This is a genomic window from Paenibacillus auburnensis (assembly GCF_927798115.1).
GTDB lineage: Bacteria > Bacillota > Bacilli > Paenibacillales > Paenibacillaceae > Paenibacillus_AQ > Paenibacillus_AQ auburnensis.
Genome location: NZ_CAKMMG010000005.1, coordinates 1 through 20,571 on the forward strand (window position 1 = coordinate 1; position 20,571 = coordinate 20,571).

The 20,571-nt window shown below is 43.1% G+C and carries 18 protein-coding genes; all 18 read right to left on the reverse strand.

Annotation, left to right across the window (positions count from 1 at the left end; translation table 11 throughout):
• Window positions 1-253, reverse strand: a 253-nt coding sequence (locus L6H70_RS17425; RefSeq protein WP_236335224.1) for a hypothetical protein, incomplete at its 3' end; no start/stop codon positions are given.
• A gap of 289 nt (window positions 254-542) precedes the next feature.
• Window positions 543-1,703: a glycosyltransferase family 4 protein gene (locus L6H70_RS17430; RefSeq protein ID WP_236335226.1), complete on the reverse strand. Its 1,161-nt coding sequence runs from the start codon at window positions 1,701-1,703 to the stop codon at window positions 543-545.
• Window positions 1,704-1,762: 59 nt separating this feature from the next.
• The gene (locus L6H70_RS17435) at window positions 1,763-2,905 is read right to left on the reverse strand and encodes a DegT/DnrJ/EryC1/StrS family aminotransferase (RefSeq protein ID WP_236335228.1); all 1,143 of its coding nucleotides are present in this window, start codon (window positions 2,903-2,905) and stop codon (window positions 1,763-1,765) included.
• A complete protein-coding gene (locus L6H70_RS17440; protein ID WP_236335231.1) occupies window positions 2,905-3,597 on the reverse strand; it encodes an HAD family hydrolase in 693 nt (230 codons plus the stop codon). Before L6H70_RS17440 ends, L6H70_RS17435 begins: the two co-directional genes overlap by 1 nt.
• Window positions 3,584-4,567, reverse strand: coding sequence for an ATP-grasp domain-containing protein (locus tag L6H70_RS17445; RefSeq protein WP_236335233.1), 984 nt, complete (start codon window positions 4,565-4,567; stop codon window positions 3,584-3,586). The genes L6H70_RS17440 and L6H70_RS17445 overlap by 14 nt, the downstream gene beginning before the upstream one ends.
• Before the next feature lie 31 nt (window positions 4,568-4,598).
• Entirely contained in the window at window positions 4,599-5,213 is a 615-nt protein-coding gene (locus L6H70_RS17450; protein ID WP_236335235.1) for a sugar transferase, read from the reverse strand.
• Window positions 5,214-5,252: 39 nt separating this feature from the next.
• Window positions 5,253-6,266 carry a copper amine oxidase N-terminal domain-containing protein gene (locus tag L6H70_RS17455; protein ID WP_236335237.1) on the reverse strand — a complete coding sequence of 338 codons (1,014 nt, stop codon included), beginning with the start codon at window positions 6,264-6,266 and terminating at the stop codon, window positions 5,253-5,255.
• Window positions 6,266-7,000: a hypothetical protein gene (locus tag L6H70_RS17460; RefSeq protein WP_236335239.1), complete on the reverse strand. Its 735-nt coding sequence runs from the start codon at window positions 6,998-7,000 to the stop codon at window positions 6,266-6,268. The genes L6H70_RS17455 and L6H70_RS17460 overlap by 1 nt, the downstream gene beginning before the upstream one ends.
• Before the next feature lie 23 nt (window positions 7,001-7,023).
• A complete protein-coding gene (locus L6H70_RS17465; protein WP_236335241.1) occupies window positions 7,024-8,856 on the reverse strand; it encodes a polysaccharide biosynthesis protein in 1,833 nt (610 codons plus the stop codon).
• A gap of 42 nt (window positions 8,857-8,898) precedes the next feature.
• Window positions 8,899-9,585: a CpsD/CapB family tyrosine-protein kinase gene (locus L6H70_RS17470; protein ID WP_054942750.1), complete on the reverse strand. Its 687-nt coding sequence runs from the start codon at window positions 9,583-9,585 to the stop codon at window positions 8,899-8,901.
• Window positions 9,566-10,345, reverse strand: a complete 780-nt coding sequence (locus tag L6H70_RS17475; protein WP_236335242.1) for a YveK family protein — start codon at window positions 10,343-10,345, stop codon at window positions 9,566-9,568. The genes L6H70_RS17470 and L6H70_RS17475 overlap by 20 nt, the downstream gene beginning before the upstream one ends.
• Window positions 10,346-10,449: 104 nt before the next feature.
• Window positions 10,450-12,423, reverse strand: coding sequence for an S-layer homology domain-containing protein (locus tag L6H70_RS17480; protein WP_236335243.1), 1,974 nt, complete (start codon window positions 12,421-12,423; stop codon window positions 10,450-10,452).
• Window positions 12,424-12,568: 145 nt separating this feature from the next.
• The gene (locus L6H70_RS17485; RefSeq protein WP_236335244.1) at window positions 12,569-13,351 is read right to left on the reverse strand and encodes a tyrosine-protein phosphatase; all 783 of its coding nucleotides are present in this window, start codon (window positions 13,349-13,351) and stop codon (window positions 12,569-12,571) included.
• A gap of 101 nt (window positions 13,352-13,452) precedes the next feature.
• Entirely contained in the window at window positions 13,453-14,040 is a 588-nt protein-coding gene (locus L6H70_RS17490; protein WP_236335245.1) for a non-ribosomal peptide synthetase module, read from the reverse strand.
• A 175-nt stretch (window positions 14,041-14,215) separates the two neighbouring features.
• Window positions 14,216-14,908: a ribosome biogenesis GTP-binding protein YihA/YsxC gene (yihA, locus tag L6H70_RS17495; protein WP_236335246.1), complete on the reverse strand. Its 693-nt coding sequence runs from the start codon at window positions 14,906-14,908 to the stop codon at window positions 14,216-14,218.
• A 12-nt stretch (window positions 14,909-14,920) separates the two neighbouring features.
• A complete protein-coding gene (gene lon / locus L6H70_RS17500) occupies window positions 14,921-17,287 on the reverse strand; it encodes an endopeptidase La (RefSeq protein ID WP_236335247.1) in 2,367 nt (788 codons plus the stop codon).
• 336 nt (window positions 17,288-17,623) lie between these two features.
• On the reverse strand, window positions 17,624-18,439 hold the full coding sequence (locus tag L6H70_RS17505) for a hypothetical protein (protein ID WP_236335249.1): 816 nt from the start codon (window positions 18,437-18,439) through the stop codon (window positions 17,624-17,626).
• 225 nt (window positions 18,440-18,664) lie between these two features.
• Window positions 18,665-20,374 carry an ATP-dependent protease LonB gene (lonB, locus tag L6H70_RS17510; protein ID WP_236335252.1) on the reverse strand — a complete coding sequence of 570 codons (1,710 nt, stop codon included), beginning with the start codon at window positions 20,372-20,374 and terminating at the stop codon, window positions 18,665-18,667.
• Window positions 20,375-20,571: the final 197 nt, after the last annotated feature.

The following is a 20,571-nucleotide window of genomic DNA, read 5'->3' on the forward strand; positions in this document are numbered from 1 at the left end:
TGAATTTGTTCATAACACTATTATAACGAACTATAAATTCATCTTTTTTTCTCAAATTAAATTTATATACTAAAAGTATAATACCATCTGATAGAAACATAATTATTAGACTAAGTAATTCAACATTTTTTGATTGAACTAGCTTGAATTCTAAATCAAATAATTTTATCATTGTAAACGGCAATAAAATAAATAAATTTTGTCCAAGCAAATACCAATGAAAATTATTTAACATTTCTTTTGATCTGATCATTTTATAAAAATATATAAATGATATAGCAAGACAACATATATATAAATATAGGATAATTCATCCCCCCACCAATACATTTAATTACTAAGAAACAAAATTTCAAATTTCATTTTTCACAAAAAAAGTCGAGTTAAGCAGAATGTTTTTTTGAGATTCATCAAAATACACTTTGCCCCAAGGCCTTTCAATAATAAATAATATTAAAGTTTCCGCAAGTGTAAAGACTTAAAATCTATACAATTCCCAGTTAATACTTTATAACTTCCATTCAAATTTATAACTTATTCACTTAAAAAGTTATATTAATATTAACTACGTTCATCTTTTCAGTTAATGGTTCATAAATTCGATTCATTTCTAACATTACATTAATTAAAGAATATTTATTAACATCAATTAAATTATTTTTAGAAAAATCATCTCTGAGAGTTTTAGATTCCCTTACTTTCACAATAGCTTCTGCAAATCCTTTAATATCTTTCAAGCTTATGATATAACCATTTCTACTATTAGTTATAAGATCGCGTTGTCCTCTACAATCTGTAGCAATAAGAGGAAGTCCTGTTGCCATAGCCTCCATAATATTTACTGGAAGACCTTCTCTTTTAGATGAAGCCACTGCTATATCAGAAATTTTTAACAATTGAGAAATATCATTTCTATATCCTAGGAGTGTGACGTTGTCAGATAAACCTAAATCTAAAATCTTCTGTTCGAGTTTATCTCTTAATGGGCCTTCGCCTGCAAGTAATAACAGTAAATCAGGATATTTTTCCTTTAGTAAATAAACTGCATTTATTAGAAGTTCTTGATTTTTATTATCGTTTAATTCCGCAGCATAGAACAAAATAAATCGATTCATTTTATAGTCATACTCTTTTCGCAATTTACTTTTTTCTTCAAAACTAGGAATTGAGTATTTATCCAGGTCTAATCCTACGCCAGATGTTTTGAATACAGCATTCTTTCTTCTCAATCTCAGCTTTTTTGCAGCTAAACAATCTTCATCGTTAATTACAATTATTCCATCAGTCCACTTGCTAGCTAAAAGTTCAATTGGATAGTATATTATCCAATTTTTAATTGGAGCACCCTTATAAAAATGAAATCCGTGGGCGGTGTACAATATTTTTAAATTCTTTTTCTTTCTGCATGCAAGTCTAGTAAAGAACGAGGCGATTGGAGTATGCAAATGAATCATTTCATATTTCCCTAGAGCAACTAATTTATTTATCATACTCATTGCAATAAGATTCCCCTTTTGAAATGGGGAACGATGAAAAGGCACATTATACACTTTGCAACCAAAATCCAACAATTCTGAATCAATATCTTTATTTATATTGCATGCTATATCTACTTCATGACCTTGTTCGATCAACATTTTAATGTGTGGCACCAAAAATGCATTAATTGTATTTGATATTGTGGTCACATATAATATTTTCATATCTTTACCCCTTACATTTCGCATAAACAAAATCAGAAAATCAGCTATGACACCTTACTTTAAAATGAATCAAATAATTCTTTAATTATTTTAATGATAGTATTTTGCTGTGATTCATTCATTGAAGATCCTGAAGGTAGACACACACCTAGTTTGAATAAATTTTCACCAACTATTTCCACATCATTATGACTGAAGAAAGGATAATCACTAAACAGTTCTTGCATATGCATTGGTTTCCATAAAGGACGAGATTCAATATTTTTTGCTTCAAGGCATTCAATAATATTTAAAGGAGTATATTCGTTTAATTTATCTATCGTAAATACTGATAACCAGTAATTAGGAGAACCTGATTTATTAATAGGCATCGAAGCTAGCGGAAGACCCGTAAACTTCGCTGTATATTGTTCAAATAAATATTTTCTACTATCGATGAACTTATTTATGTTTTGTAACTGTGCCCTTCCAATTCCCGCACAAATATTAGACATTCGATAATTATAACCAACTTCTTTATGTTCATAATGCTTAGCATTCTCTCTGGATTGGGTAGCCCAAAACCGCATTTTCTTAATTGCATCTTCGTCATTAGAGACAACCATTCCGCCACCTGAGGTAGTTATAATCTTGTTACCATTAAAAGAAAAAATACTAATATCACCAAACGTTCCACACTTTTTCCCTTTATATGTTGCACCAAGAGCCTCAGCAGCGTCCTCAATTACCGGCACCCCATATTTTTTGCATATAGGCAATAGTTGATCGTAATCAGCGCTTTGTCCATATAGATCAACAATAATAACAGCTTTAGGCATCTTGTTCACATTTTTAGCCCATTCAAAGGCCTTTTCTAATGCTAGCGGAGACATATTCCAGGTGTTCGGTTCCGAATCAATAAATACCGGGTTTGCATATTGATACATTATGGGATTACAACTACCTGCAAAAGTTAAATCTGAACAGAAGACATAGTCTTCCGGGCCCACCCCGTAATACTTCAATGCCAAATGGATTCCGGCTGTTCCAGAGGAAAGTGCAAGGGCATGATTCACCCCCACATATTCACAGATTTCTTCTTCAAATTTATCCACATTTATACCTAATGGAGCAATCCAATTAGTATCAAATGCTTCTTGTATGTATTTCATTTCATTGCCGCTCATGTGAGGGGGCGATAGAAATATTCTCTCACTGTTCATTAACTTTCCCAACTTTCTAATATTGTCTTTAATTCCTCTAAGCTTTGAATCGAAATATTAGCGAAATAATCTGGATCTTCTACTTCTTGTGAATATAACCCTTTTCCATTTACTAACATAATCGTTTTCATCCCCAGATTATTACATGCTACAAAATCTTTGGTTGGATTATCTCCGAGATAAATTGCTTCATCCGGTTTAATTTTAAAATGTGTCAGCATATTGATAAACCCAATCTTATTAGGTTTTCTAAATTCAATACCACCTAATTCATCGGTCACAATGACATGATTACAATAATCATATAACCCTAAAGCTTCAATTTTGTTTTTCTGTCCTTCTGGGCGCCCATCTGTGATAATTCCAATCATAAATCCTTGATTTTTTAACCATTGAAGAATTTCGATATTTTCAGGCAATAAAGAAATTGATGGCTTATGATGTCTGTACTCTTGGATAATTAGAGACTCTAATTCAGCATCAGTTATTTCTTGCAATTCTAAAAATCGATTAAACACTCTGCTTTTATCATTTTCGAAAAGAAGGAGCAATTGATCATATACATAATCTGCTCCTAAAGCAGTTTTAAGTTCAATTAAGTTTGAAACATATTTAAATCCACTTTTAACGTAGTCTTCTTCTTGATAGAGTGTATCGTCTAGATCAAATATAATGGCTTTAATATTGTGCATAAAAACCTTCTTCATTTTTTTTAATAGAAATATTTTGGTCAAATCTTAAAAACACAAGTTCAGCGGTAGCAGCTTTCTCATTGAATTCTAAGTCCTTACCTTGTACTAAGTCGTATAAAGCAGTTGCAGCATCAGCGCCCGCCAACATACTTAATGGTGCTCCTCCACCAAAACGAGCATTAATTTCAATAAAATAATAGTTTCCATCACTTTGATTTTTAATAGCTTGTATAGTTAAAGGCCCATTAGGCTTTAATTTCTTAATTATATTTAGAATGTGTTGAGTCAGGATTGGATCTTCAACAATTTTTGTTTTTAAAACCTCCCCACTACGGGTGGCGATTCTTAATCGAGGAGTAATGTATATTGGATTTCCATGGAAATCACAGAATACATCAACGGTAAATTCATCACCAATTATCAAATCCTGAATAATATAGTCCTCTATATAGTACTGAAAAAACTCTAATTCCTTGGAGTTTCTAACTTTAAAAGCATTAATACTGGAACTCCCAGAAAGTGGTTTGATGAAGCATGGTACTTCTCCAGTGTACTCCATTCCTTTTATATAACTTTTAGGAGAATGTAGGTCTAAAGATTTAAAAAATCTATATGTTTCCATTTTATCTTGAGAGATTCTAATCGTACTACTATCAGAGATTAATATATCAATATTGTTTTCTTTGAATAAGTTGATATTTTTGACCAGAACATCAAGTTCAGTATCAATTGTTGGAATAATCAGATTTATCTTTTCTTCGATGCAAGCTTTCAACAATTCCGGTATATATTGAGCATCTTTAATCTCAGGCAAGCTAATAGATCCATCGGCAAAATACAATGCAGGTGCAAGCTCACTTAAATCAGCACAAACTATTCGCCCACTCATTCCCTTAGCTGCTTTTGCTTTAATGAATTGTTGCACTAGTTCAACCCTTCTACCGGCGCTCGTAAAAAGAATATTATACATGTTAAATCCTCTTTCTTTAACTTAATATATTCTATATGCTTTTTGAATTGGTAAATAAAGGCATTGTATCAGTTTGAGAGTTATTGATACCTTCTCTCTCCAATACATTTTTAATTGTTTTATATACTATTTTCAAATCTAATAAAAGACACATATGATCAACATACCAAACATCATACTTAAACTTCTCTTCCCAGCTAATCGCATTTCGCCCGTTAACTTGAGCCCAACCAGAAATTCCTGGAGTAACATCATGTCTCCTAGCTTGTTCAGGTGTATAGTATTCGAGATATTGGACTAATAAAGGGCGAGGTCCTATAAAACTCATATTACCTTTAATAACATTTATCAGTTGAGGCAACTCATCAATACTACTTTTTCTCAAAAAGGATCCTACTTTAGTCATTCTCTCTATATCGGGCAGTAGGTTTCCCTTCGAATCTTTTTCTAATGACATTGTACGGAATTTAAAAACTGTAAAAACCTTACCATTAAGTCCCGGCCGTTCCTGCCTGAATAATACAGGCCCATGAGAATCCTTCTTGATAGCAATGATTGCTGCTAACATAATGGGGGAAGCTATAACTAGAAGTATACTTGCAAAAAAACAATCAAATATTCTCTTTACTATTAAATACGGCTTCATGATATCTCAACCTCTTTTGTATAAAATAAGAGGCGGAGTTTAGTCCGCCATGCCTGCAACTGCATTCAATCCATTTTGAATTTCCGACTCAAAGGCACTTCGATACTGACTAATAATATCCGTACTATATCCATTTGCCTTCAACTGTTGCTCAGCATCAGCCACAATACTATTAAAGCTTGCTGTGAATGACGCTAGTTGTTGTTTACCCTTGGCAATAATGTTTGCTTTGCTAGTATCATCTTGGGCTGCCAAATATTCCACAGCCGTGTTAAATAAGGTTGATTGACTTTGTGACTTCAGGCTATTAAGCTTAGCTTCTGTTGCGCTGGTAATGTCTTCATAGGATACCTTACTCGCAGCACCTGAACCTGCAGATGGAGAAGGACTTGTTGTTGGAGAAGAAGTTTGTCCCACAGTACCCGCTGTATCTCCTTCTTTATCCAATTGTTCAAGATAACTTTTAGAACTTGCTGTAATAGTTTTTGTCTTTTGATCCCACTTAATTCCATTTCCCGTTGATTCCGAAAGGAAACGAAGCGGCACATATAATGAACCATTAAGTATATAACTGGATTGACCTGCTGGGAGAGTCTTGGTACTTCCATTAAAAACAAATTTAGCTTTCACATCGCTTAAAGATACACTCTTGGAAATAAAAGCATTCTGAGTATTCGTTACATTCATTAAATATTCTTTAATTCCCACTAACTCTGAGGAGTTAGGTTCGTTTACTGTAACCTTAAGATTCTTTGCGTCCCATGCTACAGTTTTTTGAAGTGCATAAGACATAAAACGTAGCGGAACATAGGTCGAATTATTATAAATAAAGACCATTTGCCCGGAAGGCGGAACCAGCTTAACACCATCAAAGGTCATTTTAACATCTATGGTATTTACTTTAGTAACACTTGTTTTCACATTGACAGTAGTAGCTACTACCTTTTCACTCGATGCTGCTGATGCGGATAAAGGAGCTGATGCCGTTAAAGGTGCCGCACCCACAGACAAAAGTAGCAATAGAGCTGCTGCTGGTAATTTTATTTTATTCATCATTGACCACTTCCTTCTTTCAAAGCTTCTTCTTCCGCTATTACCTGAGCTTGCGTTTTCCCTTCACTTACACCATACTTCTTCGCAATTTGTGAAAGTTCATTATATTGTTCCTCTGAAACTTTACCAAGGATAATACTGCGTGCTTCGCGTTTCTCATCAATGGTTAGTCCCCCAGAAGCCAACTCCTGCAAACGCTTGATATCCGATACACTTAATTGACCCATTACAATAGATGCTACATCTGCTTTTTCCTTAACCGTAACATTTTCTTGTATTTGCTTAGCTTTATCCGTTGAGACCTGTGCAGTATATCCGCCGATACCCGCATCCTTGTCTGAAGTTGGACTACTGGATGGTTGTGGTTTTGCCGAAGGAGAAGCAATACTTCCACTATTCTCAGCTGTCTTCTGTGCCGTGACAGGCTGACTAGTTGCAGTCTCTGAAGCAGGCGCTGATACAGCTGAGGGAGTTGCCGTTGGGGTATTTGAATTGCTAACCGGGTTATCTGTAACAGCTTCATTTGGCTTTACCGTTCCAGCAGGTGCTATAGTCGGTTCCACGATTACGCTCCCGTTATTTGATACATTGTTAGATTCTAAATCCAAGCCTCCGGCCATGGAGGTCATTAATTTATCAACCGCATAATTCGCAGCGAACAATCCACCAATTGCTAATACTATAATTATAGACAGAGACCACGCTAGTACTTTCTTCCATCTCTTGTTGAACATAGTAATCCCTTCTTTCAAGATAGTTAGCTAATAGCGGCATGCGCAACAGGCTGCATGGGAACAATCTGATTAATCACTTCGCGGATTGCACTTGGTTCCTCCGTTAATACACGTTCCAGCCGCTTAAATTCCAGCTCTAGCTGATTCTGACTGATTACATTTGGTTTACCTATAAATATACGATCATGTTGAGTCGAACCCAGATTCTCTTCATCTGTTAAGAGCTCTTCATAGAGCTTCTCACCTTCGCGGATACCAGAGAACGTAATATTGATATCCCTATAAGGTTCGTATCCTGACAAGGTTATCAAATCCTCGGCCAAGGTAAGAATCTTCACAGGTTCACCCATATCCAGTACAAAGACTTCTCCGCCTTTGGCGAAAGAACCGGATTGGATGACCAACTGTACAGCTTCAGGAATCGTCATGAAGTAGCGAACCATCTCCGGATGGGTAACGGTCACAGGTCCACCAGCTGCAATTTGCTGTTTGAAGGCTGGTATTACACTACCCCGGGAACCTAAGACATTACCGAATCGCACTGCAGAGAACTTAGTGTGGCTTGTAGTATTCAGACTCTGTACGTACATTTCTGCAATGCGCTTGGTTGCTCCCATTACGCTAGTAGGGTTGACCGCCTTATCAGATGAAATCATCACAAATCGCTCTGCTCCGAATCGGTCCGCACAATCCGCCACATTCCTTGTTCCGAAAACATTATTCTTAATCGCTTCCGATGGATTGCGCTCCATCAGAGGAACGTGTTTATGCGCTGCCGCATGAAAGACAACATGCGGTCTGAACGTGCGGAATACATCCATCATTCGGTTGCGATCTTGTACATCTGCAATGACCGTAACAATCTCAAGATCAGGAAATTTCTTACGCAGTTCCATTTCAATGGTATAGATACTATTTTCTCCATGACCCAGTAATAGAAGCTTCTCTGGAGCAAAGGGAGATACCTGACGGCATAACTCCGAGCCAATAGACCCGCCAGCACCTGTTACCATAACCGTCTTATTATGAACATAGCCAAGAATACCATTTAAATCTGCGATAATCGGCTCACGTCCAAGTAAATCTTCCACGCTAACATCACGAAGCTTCTTCACAGATATTTTCCCGGCAATCAGATCATTAAGTGCGGGAATAATTTTAAGCTTAGCACCCGTAGTTTTGGCTAGATTGATAATCTCTGAGATCTCGGTTCTCGATACCGATGGCATCGCAATAATGATCTCATGAATATCTTTTTCTTTGACAAGCCTCGGCAGATCATATCGATTCCCTAGCACCGGCAAGCCTAAGATTGACATGTGATATTTGTTGTGATCATCGTCTATAAACCCTATCATTCTCGTATCAGCAAAGGAAGGCCCCATCATTTCCTTCGCGATCAGCATGCCGCAATCCCCTGCTCCAACAATCAGTGCATGGGTTTCCGTTTCTTTATTGGTTATCCGCTCATTACGAAAAACTCTCCATAAGAACCGAACTCCGCCAACCAAAACTAGAATCGTTTCCATTGAGCGAATTTCCACTCCAAATGGTATACGTCCCGGAAGGAGCAGCAGTGCAATCACATAGGAGCTAATGGAACCAATTACAATCGCCTTAAGAATGGAGACAATCTCTCCAATACTGGCATATTGCCACATCCGCCGGTAAAGACCAAAATAGATTAAGCTTCCCCCAATAACAATCGTTGAGATCATGCCAAATTGCAGCATCTGGACCACATAATCATGTGGGATACCATCATAGAACCGGAACCAATACGAGGTAGCAATGCTGAACCAAATGATGGCCAGATCAATGAAGAACAATACGAACACTCTAGATTTTGCTGTCATTTTTAGTGCCTCCAAAAATAACATTTTCCCTACCGAACACTGTCAATTCCCGTAGTAGTAATAATAGTATCCTTCGCTAGCTTTGCGCTTGACATTATTAAGTACTACCCCCAGCATCTTCGCCCCTACACGATCAAGATTGGCCTTAGCCTTAACAGCTATATCACGTTTCACTTTGCCATAGCTGACTACCATAATAACACCATCACTCTTGGAAGCCACAATCTGTGCATCCGTAACCGCTAAGAGCGGCGGGGTATCGAATAGAATCACATCAAACTGCTGACGAAGCTCCTGCAGGACTGTACTCATCCGGTTCGAAGCCATCATCTCCGCCGGATTCGGAGGAATCGGGCCAGAAGTCATAAGGTAGAGGTTAGGAACTCCAGATTCCTGTATAACCTCGTTTAAATCTGCCTGCTGTGACAACAAAGAAGATAACCCGTAACGGTTGCTTAAAGAAAAGGTTTTGTGCGCCGTAGGCTTCCGTAAGTCCCCATCAATCAAAAGCACTTTCTTATCTGCTTGTGCATAGGCGGCCGCAAGGTTCGCAGTCACTGTGGATTTCCCTTCCTCAGGTCCGGAGGAGGTGACCATAATGATCTGAATCTGCTCATCAATCGAAGAAAAGTCAATATTAGTCCGCAAAGCCCGGAATGCTTCCGATACAGGCGAACGCGGATTCGTCACGGTAATCAGATGGCGTTGTTTATTTGGCTGCTGTGACATGTTCAAGATCCCCTGCCTTTCTGGATAGCTTCTGTGCTTGCGTTTCTGTAGACTTGGTTTCTTCTTGTCCGAGTCTGGTTATCATTGCTATCGTCGGCAGACCCAGGTATTTCTCAATATCCTCTTCCGTCTTCAGGGTGTCATCCATGTACTCCAGCAGGAAGGCAATCCCCAGGCCGATCATCAGTGAAACGATAAAGGCAATTACCAGGTTCATCACTACATTAGGTTCAACCGGTCCTGGTGCAACAGTAGGATTAAGCTTAGCTTCATTCAAAATGGATACGTTCTGTACATTGAACAGGGAGGGAATTTCCTGCTTGAACACAAGTGAAATGGCATTCACGATTTCTGCTGCTCTCTGATAAGAATTATCTCGAACGACAAGTGTCATCACCTGCGTATTATTTACCGAACTCACATTAACCTTCTTCAGCAACTCTTCTGCAGTAGTATTAAATTGCGGATAGTCTTTGGCTACAACATCCAGAATGGCTGGTGTCTTAATAATTTCCTTGTACGTGTTAATTAATTGAATATTAGTATTAATCTGATTCAAATCCAGCTGTGATGCTGTTGACTGCACTTGCTGTGTCTGATTAACAATAATCTTCGTTGACGCTTCATATACCGGATTCTTAATGTACAGGCTATACACACCGGCAAGAAGACAGACGACGATAACAATACTTACAATCATCCACAGTCTCTTTCTTACAATCTGAAAATAATCGCGAAGATCCAATTCTTGTGCTGACAAGTGAATTTCCCTCCAAGCTGTTTCTGTAATATTTCAATTCACGCTAAAAAAGTGCCCCCTCTCACATTAACGAGAGGAGGCTCTCCACTTGCTTATTTCACTTCTTACTTGAAGTTCATTGTACGATAGATGATTACAGCTGCTTCTGCACGGGTAGCAGTAGCATTCGGGTTGAACTTGCCTGCATTACCGATAACCAGGTTATTGCTGGCTGCAAAGGCTACGCCGTCTTTCAGGGAAGCACTGATCTTCGCTGCATCCGAGAATTTGCTTAGTGCTGTTGCATCAGCAGTTGCAGAAGGTTTGAGTGCTTTCACTGCACGGGAGATCATTGTAGCCATCTCAGCACGTGTGATTGTCGCATTCGGATCAAAGGTTGAAGCATTGCGTCCAGTGATAATGCCCTTCTCAGCTGCAACAGCAACGTATGGAGCATACCAAGCAGTAGAGCTTACATCGCTGAAGCTTTCTGTTGCCGTGCTGTTCTCGAGGTTCAGTGCACGAATCAGCATCTTAGCGAATTCAGCGCGGGTAACATTGCTCTTAGGAGCAAACTTGCCGGAGCCGATACCTTCAATTGCGCCTTTAGCGGCTACAACCTGAATCTGTCTTCCAGCCCAAGCTTGTACGCTGGCAACATCGCTGAAGCTTACTTTGTTCTCAACTACTGCGTAGGAAGAGAAGGTGTCTCGCGGCTCAACGATGAAATCACCATCAACAACGCCGCCTTGGAACTGCAGTTTGCCGTAAACAATCTTCGATACAGACAGAAGCTCTTTATCAAGCGATGCTGCACCAACCAGAGGAAGCTTAATTGTCAGCGGTTGTTTGAAGGTTGTTGTGGCTACTCCACCAACTGTCAGGTCGAAGGAATAAACTTTTGAAGCCAATTTCAGGCTAGTGATAGAAGTTACTGTGGTGTCAGCTTCTGTAGTTACTGCCAAAGTTACTGCTTCGCTGAATTGGGTTACAGGAATTGTAACAGTCAGCCCGTTGAAGGTAACCGCGATATTCGCAATACCTTTAGCTTTAGCAGCTTCAATAATCGCTTTGGACAGTGGAACTTCTACAGTCGTTGCGTTCACTGTACCCAAGTTCAATGTTAGTGTAAGACCAGTTTTACCTGGGTTAGCTGCCAACAGTGCATCAAAGGCTTTGAGTACATCAGCGTCTACCAGCTTCAATGTTGCTTTACCGTTAACAACACTTACCAAAGCCGATACATCATAAACGCCAGGAGTTGCACCTGGAGTAGTAACTGTTGTACCGCCTCCAGTACCGCCTCCAGTACCACCACCAGAAACAAGCGGATAAGTACGGATGTAGGCGAGAGCAAGTGCCTGTGCAGCAGGTTTTGCGGATTTGATCTGTGTATTCACATTATCAAATGTCTGCACGAGATCATCTGCTGTGATACCCAAGTTGTATACTGCATCACTTACAGTCAGTGCACCTGCGCCAGTCTTGTGCTCAAGCACTTTGTAAACAGCATCCTTAACCAAGGTCTTCTGGGACTCTGGATTACCGATGAGGTTGATCATATCTGCAGTAGACTTACTTCCCAGCAATGCACGAAGTTCTGCCTCTACGCCGTTAGTAGCGAAGAAGAAATCAAGAATATCGTCGAAGCTTAGGCTGTCCACTTTCGCTTTGGCTGCAATGTTGTTAAACAGCTTAACATTGTCAACATCATAACGGATGCCTTTAAGAACATCGAAATCACTTGCATATACATCATATACTACGCTGGATACGCTCTTGAAGAGTTTCAGGGAAGTCGCTGTATCTGCATCACTGAGTTTAAGTTTGCCGAGTACTGGTGCAAAAATATCTTCGAACTTTGCCTTATCAATTCCAGCAACTTCTTTGGAATAGTTCTGCAAATAAGTTACTTCTGTTGCAGTCAGGTTACTGTAGATCGCCTTAATCTTGGTTTTTACTGCGTTGTGATCGACTGCTGCTGCAGATGCTACGCCAGTCAGATGTTTAGCCAATCCTTCACTGCTGAACGGAAACCCTGCTACGGATGCTGCTGCCATGCTTACTGCTAGTGTTGATACTGCCAGTTTCTTCTTCAAAGACACTTTTCATCCACCTCTTTGTATGTAGTTATGTTTCTTATACTGCTGCGCTATCAGAGAAGTTCTGCCCTAACTCAAACTAATCTGATAAAATATAACAATAATCCAGTAATACCCATTCTACCATCAATTGAGAGGTTGGTCACCCTTTACGAGAAAAAAATCCGAACATTCTATGAAGTCTCTTGCCGGAATTAGTATAAATGACCCGGATTAGCTCCTCATTTGCGATGATTCTCTGCGAATTTTGACGGAAATTGTCGAACGCCACAGTCCCCAGCTCTTTCTCCACAACCTTGAAAGCTTCACTTAATCCAAACGGACGATGACTACTGTCATGCGCATCCGATGCAATAATATGGACAGCGTTCCTGCGGCACAGATCAAGCGACAGTTTCTGCAGTTTGCTTCCAAAGGTTCCGGCCAGACTCTGGGCGGTAACCTGACCCACGGCTCCCAGTTCTATTAATCTTTCTAATTTGGCGGGATTAGCGGCAACCTCAGCATTGCGCTCCGGGTGGGCGATGACCGGAACGAAGCCTTGAATAACCAGCTCGTGGCAGGTCTCCTCCATTGTGCGCGGCACACGTGAAGAAGGCATTTCCAGCAGGATATAATTCGAACCCGCCAGGGTCAGCAACTGACTCTGCTCCAAATCATTCAGCAGATCCCCGTAAATACGGATCTCCTGGCCGGGAAGCACAAGCAAAGGAAGTCCAGCCTGCTGAATTCTCTCATTGAGCAGCTGCACGGCTTGTCCAATAGTTGGGGCGGGGTTCATATATATTCCATTAGCATGATGTGGTGTGGCAACAACAGTGGAAATGCCATCTTGTACGGCATCCTGTGCCATGGAGAGGGCCGCTTCCCAGTCGGTGGCTCCGTCATCCATAAAAGGCAAAATGTGGCTGTGAATATCTATCATATACTTTTTATCGGTCCTTTTCCAGTAAAATTATATAGATTCTCAAAAAAATACAACCATTTCACTGGGAAATGATTGTCAAGTATATAGCTATTGTATCGTTAAGCCTCTAAAAATAGCAATCTATGAGCTATGAATGCAAGCTCCCCATCAATATCATCGGGATTCATGGCAGATTTGAGGGCGTTGCGCCGATCCAATAAACGGTCAACATTCCGGCGCAGTTCTTCTATCTCTCGCTCTATAGCTTCTGACTTATACAGATTCATCATTTCTGAAAGAGAGTGCTTATGCTGATAGATCAGCTTGCTGCCAGAGGACGTCAATTCTGAGATCCGGCGGACAGAACCTCTCTCATAATAATAGATCATGGTAAACCCATGATAGATTCTATTCACAGTCCCCGTTCCTTTATAGGTGACGAATAGTTTGCGGACGGCATTATTCAGATGGGGATTAACCACCCGGCAGGAAAGTGTGCACCAATGGATATCGCCTTTACGCTCTACCGACAGGCACACCTCCTCACCCCCGGCTTCCTCGAGAACAATCATCTGTTCCCCACCTCCAAGTACCTTCACCCGATGGCTGATATAGCAGGTATCGGCTGTGAGCAGAAACTGGTTCATCTGAAATTCTGTCAATTGCATTGTCGCATTTACATATTCTGTAGCCAATCGCTGAGCCATAACCATCCCTCTATTCTTTGTAAGGCCTTTACAATGATTATACATCGATGAGTGTGGGTTTTCTCATGAGCGGAAACAGACTGTAAGCTGATAATTCAACCTAAACCTCGAGAATAGGAGGAGAGTCAAAGGATTGCGCTCTATTGCTAACTTATACACAGGATAAAGCCTTGTTTCAGGATTCCTGCTCTTCTTCAGGCGCAACTTCATTTCCAGCTATCTGCTCAGCTCCATCATTCAGATTATCCGAATCAGACAGTTCATCCGAATCTTCTTCTGAAGACTGAAGACTGTAACCTTCAATTAACGCCCACAGCTCATCCTTGCCAAGACCGATTTCCGACGAAAATGGAATGAAGTTATCCCCCGGCAGCACACCAAGCTCCTGCTTCATCACTTTGATATGTTTGGGCCAACGCGTCTTAGGAATTTTATCGGCCTTAGTAGCCACCACGCACAACGGCAGGTCATAATGCTTGAGCCAGTCAAACATCATCTTGTCATTGCCGGTCGGCGGATGGCGCAGATCCACAACAAGCAGGATAAGCTTCAGCGTGTCACGCTCCGCCATGTACTTTTCAACCATTTTGCCCCATGAGGCCCGCTGGGTTTTGGATACCTTCGCATAACCATATCCGGGAAAATCGACAAAATACATATCTTCATTAACACGGTAATAGTTCATATGCTGGGTTTTGCCCGGGGTGGAGCTGGTACGTGCCAGGTTCTTGCGGTTAATCATACGGTTAATCAAAGAGGACTTCCCGACGTTGGAGCGCCCTGCCAGAGCAATCTCTGGCAAGGCGTCCGTTGGGTATTGATCAGGGCCTACGGCACTGATGATAAATTCGGCATTGTTAACTTTCATAGGACTTCCTTTCTAATGCACACTACTCGGCGCTTCACTGCTTATTTCTGTATGATGATGATCTACCAGCGCATGCTGCAGTACTTGATCCATGTGGGATACAGGTACGAACTCCACATCATTACGCACACTCTCCGGAATATCCTTAAGGTCGCGTTCATTATCCTTCGGAAGAAGGATTTTTTTGTAGCCGGCCCGGTGGGCTGCCAGCGATTTCTCCTTAAGTCCGCCAATTGGCAGGACACGTCCGCGGAGTGTAATCTCACCCGTCATTGCTACATCCTTCGAGACATACCGTTTCGTGAGTGCAGAGATTAGCGCAGTTGCAATTGTAATCCCAGCAGACGGGCCATCCTTCGGTATCGCACCTTCAGGGATATGAATGTGAATGTCATTCTTCTCATGGAAATCAGGCGCCAGACCCAGTTCTTCCGCTTTGGAGCGGGTGTAGCTGAAGGCGGCCTGTGCCGATTCCTTCATTACATCGCCCAGCTGTCCGGTTAGCGTCAGCTTGCCGGTGCCCTGTACCACCGTTACTTCGATCAGCAGTGTATCACCGCCAACTTCCGTCCAGGCCAGCCCGGTAACCGTACCGATCTGATCCTCCAGCTCCGCCATTCCATAGCGGTATTTCGAGACACCAAGATAATCCTTGATCTCTCCTGGAAGAATACTGACTTCTTCCTTCTCTCCGGAGACAATCTGCTTCGCGGCCTTCCGGCACAGCGCAGCAATCTGCTGCTCCAGATTACGCACCCCGGATTCCCGTGTATATTCACGGACGATTTTCAGCAGCGAATCATCTTCAATCGTCAGCTGTGAATCCTCAAGCCCGTGGTTCTTACGTTGCTTCGGCAGCAGGTACCGGCTGGCAATCTGCAGCTTCTCAAGCTCCGTATAGCCGGGAATGAACAGCATCTCCATCCGGTCTAGCAGCGGACGCGGAATGTTATGCACGGCATTCGCCGTTGTCACGAACATTACGTTCGACAAATCGAACGGCAACTCTACAAAGTGGTCGCTAAAAGTATTGTTCTGTTCCGGGTCCAGCACTTCAAGCAATGCTGCCGACGGATCGCCGCGGAAGTCAGCCGCCATCTTATCGATTTCGTCGAGCAGGAAGACCGGATTAATGCTTCCGGCTGTCTTCATCCCTTGGATGATCCGGCCCGGCATCGCACCCACATAGGTGCGGCGGTGCCCGCGGATCTCAGCTTCATCACGCACGCCGCCGAGCGAGATACGGACGAACTTGCGGTTCAGGGAACGGGCGATGGAGCGCGCCAGTGAGGTTTTGCCGACGCCCGGAGGGCCTACGAGGCAGAGAATCGGACCCTTCAGCTTCTTGACCAGCTTTTGCACAGCCAAGTATTCCAACACGCGTTCCTTCGGCTTCTCAAGACCGTAGTGATCGGCATCCAGCACCTGTTCCGCTTTCAGAATATCCAGATCATCTTCCGTAGATTCGCTCCAAGGCAGACCGAGCAGCCAATCGACGTAGTTGCGGATGACACTGCCTTCAGCCGAACTCGCAGGCATTTTCTCCAGACGGTCGATTTCTTTCTCAATCTTCTCCTGCACCCGCTCCGGCAGATTCTTCTCCTGCATCTGTGAGCGCAGCTCATCAGCTTCACCAGCCCGGCCTTCTTTCTCCCCGAGCTCCTTCTGGATCGCTTTCATCTGCTCACGCAGATAATATTCCTTCTGGGTCTTCTCCATCTGCTTCTTCACCCGCTGGTTGATCTTACGCTCCAGCTCAAGCACTTCGCGTTCATTATTGAGAATATCGAGCAGCTTCTCCAGACGTTTGCTGACGTCAATGGTCTCTAAGATCTCTTGCTTATCCTTAATCTTCAGTGCCAGGTGGCTCGTAATGACATCTGCCAGACGGCCAGGCTCTTCAATATCGGACACGGCAGCAAGCGTCTCTGGGGTGACCTTTTTGGATAAGGTGATGTAATGCTCGAACTGGCTCAACACCGTCCGCATCAAGGCGTCGCTCTCCTGATCGACATCCTCCTGCTCCGGCAGCTCGCGTGCCATAACCTCGTAATACTCCTCATTATCCGTATAATGAATAATTTCGGCCCGTTCCACTCCCTCTACCAGCACACGGATCGTGCCGTTCGGAAGCTTCAGCATCTGCCGCACATTCGCAACGGTGCCGACCCGAAAAATATCTTCTTGTCCAGGCTCCTCAATATTCACTTCTGACTGGGAGCAGAGGAGAATCAGGTTATCTTCAACCATAGCTTTTTCCAGCGCACGAACAGATTTCTCGCGTCCTACGTCAAGGTGAAGAACCATGCTAGGGTACACAAGAAGACCTCTAAGCGGCAATAAAGGAAAACGACGACCTTTGGATTTGTTTGGTATCATCGCTTTCGCACCTCCCATGGTTCTCAAGTTATGTCATATGCATTCATTCTAACAAAAGCGGGGTCAAAACACCAACTGGCGGCATGCGATATAGAAAGGTTGTTTGTCTGTTAGAGGACATTTGAAGGGCTAAGTTGCCCAAAACAGATTTTTGGCACAGTCTTTAGTATTTGTGGTTCTTCTGCAGAATATGTTTTGACCTGGATTTTTTGGCGGCTGGGAAGGATGATTTAACAATAAAAAAAGAGCAGAGGTTATTCACCTCCAGCTCCTGGATGAACACACCTTTTAAGAGTTAAACACCCTAATAAGTAGAGGGCAAAAATAAACCATGGTTTAAAGTGCATTTTCATTTGTGATTATGATTTTATTTCCCGGACGATCCGCCCAAAATATATATGTACCAAATCTTTCAACTCCTTGACCAGACCCATATGTAGGAGGTTTAATTCTTTCAATGAATTTAAAAGAACACCCATCGAACCTGTAATGATCTAACCCTTGGGCGTACGCCTTCCCGTATTCATTCGATCCGTGAAGGTTTCCATAAAGATCATCATTTTTGAAAAAGATTCCTTGATACCCTCCCTCTCCACCAAATTGTGCAGACAGCGGGTAAGCAGCCTGAAATCTAAATTTGCTATCATACCGCCTGATTTCATTCCTATCATGGTACACCACCCAAAAGGAACCTTTGTAAATAGCCAGGGATTCAGCTGTACCTTGTCCTATATCGTATTGCGCTACCTGCCTTAGATCAGGAAGCTTATATTTCACAACCCGGCTAATACGCTCTTTTTCAGGCGGGCCTGAGTTGAAATTATAGACCGTAGCATACAGAAATCCTTTGGCAGCAAAACAATCTCCAAATGACATGAAGCGTTTTTTTCTATCCTTACCGGTGTAGGCCCTCCTTTTCTCTGATAAATATTTACCGGAAATTCCATAGACCGATATTGTATTCGAAAGTGAAAAATCCACATCTCGATCTGAAGTCACATATATTTTTTCCTTATCTGCAGCTACTCCTTGCCATCCCCGGTAGGCCTTGTTCATTTGTATGTACTTAGGGCTTACACCTTCACTATAAGCACTTGCAGAAAAAGAAAGCATAGATGCAACTATAATTTTTAAGATTAATAGTCTTTTCAAAATCCAACTCTCCCCCGATAAAGATTATCACACTATTGAATTGTATATAATATCCATGTTTTCATCAATAATCCACGGTATTACAGACGATCCCATTGTAAAATAGTTGCATTTTTTTCGTATAAAAAAGCGCCCCCTCAAATTGTTAATGAGGGGGCGCTTTTAAATTTCCTACTTCACCTTTCACACTCACATAATACGGTTCAAAAACCTCACAAGCAGCCCTTACCCCTGCGCACTTTCCCCCGAAGCATCCGCCTTAAGCAGCGAAGGCCCGGTAGAAAAGGTCTCGCCCGAGACTGCCGGCAGCCGCACATCGGCGGTCTCGGCTCCGAACAGGTGGCGGAATACCTCTTCAACGGTGTCTACAGGAATGACCTGCAGCGGTGCAAGGTCGGCGAAGAGAGACTGCCAGTTGTCCTTGGGAATGAGCACGGTTGTCGCGCCGGCCTGGAAGGCCGCCTCGACCTTGGCGATCACGCCGCCGACCGGCTTCACCCGGCCATGAATGCCGATCTCCCCGGTGATGGCTACGGTGTTGTCCACTGGCAGGTGGCGGATCGCCGAGACAATAGCCACGGCCATGGCAACCCCGGCAGAGGGGCCGTCTATTGGCGTGCCGCCGGGGAAGTTCACATGGATGTCATAGCGATCCGGCTCCAGGTTCATCATCCGCAGAACGGTCAGTACATTCTCTACGGAACCCTTAGCCATGCTCTTGCGGCGGATCGTCCGCGAACCGCCGCGGGTCTCCTCTTCGTCAACAACGCCGGTGACATTCAGCCGGCCCTGGCCGTTCTGCGCAGGTGCCGCGGATACTTCGATTTCTAGCAAGGTACCCATCCCCGGTCCATAAACAGCCAGTCCATTGACTAGTCCGATCTGCGGGGCAGTCGGAATTTTGCGTTCCGTACGCAGCGGCAGCTGACTGCTGCCGGCTACCCACTCTACTTCTGCCGCACTCAAGGTATCGCGCTGTTCTGTCAGTGCGAGCCCCGCAGCAAGCTGAATCATGTTCACTGCCTCACGGCCATTCGTGGCATATTGTTGTACCACTGTCACGGCTTCTGGGCTCGGCTTCAGGCCAATCTTCTGAATGGCATCCCGGGCAATAACGGCAATCTCATCAGGCAGCAGCGGACGGAAATAAATCTCCATGCAGCGTGAACGCAGTGCAGGCGATATTTCCTCGGGCGAACGCGTAGTGGCTCCAACCAGCCGGAAATCAGCCGGAAGGCCATTTTGAAAAATATCATGGATATAAGCAGGCGTATTGCTGTCCTCGGAGTTATAGTACGCACTCTCCAGCAGCACCTTCCGGTCCTCCAGCACCTTTAGCAGCTTGTTCATCTGAATCGGATGAAGTTCTCCGATCTCATCCAGAAACAATATTCCGCCATGTGCCTTCGTCACTGCTCCCGGCTTCGGCTGCGGCACACCAGCCACCCCCATTGCTCCTGCTCCCTGGTATATCGGGTCATGCACAGAGCCGATCAGCGGATCGGCAATCCCGCGTTCATCAAAGCGTGCTGTAGTTGCATCTATTTCTGTAAACTTGGCATCACTCTTAAAAGGGGAAAGTGAATTCTTCTTAGCTTCCTCCATCACAACACGGGCCGCTGCCGTCTTACCGACTCCCGGCGGACCATAGATGATCACATGCTGGGGATTCGCGCTGCACAGTGCGGCCTTTAAGGCACGCAGCCCGTCCTTTTGCCCAACGATATCGCTAATGGAGGCTGGCCGTGTCTTTTCCGAGAGCGGTTTCGTTAGAGAGATCATCCGCATTTTCCGCAGCTTGTCCAGCTCCTTACGAGATTCCCGGTCCACCGCCGTCTTATTCGTCTTCTGTCCCCGCAGCAGATTCCAAAAATAAACGCCGATAACCAGCGCGAAAAAGAGCTGCACGATCATCAGCAATATTCCTAATTGCATAGGTCACCCTCCTGTTTCATTCAGTCTATCTGTCCTGCCCTTTTGGCTACTACTAGGTAGTATAGCCGTTTCGTTCATTCATAAACGCTCCGGGACAGGAATAATGAAAGATCGGCCTGAAACTTTGAATATAAACCGGGGGTAAGTCCACTGACCGGACGACAGGTAGGCAGCGAGGATAGAGAGCACTGGGAGCA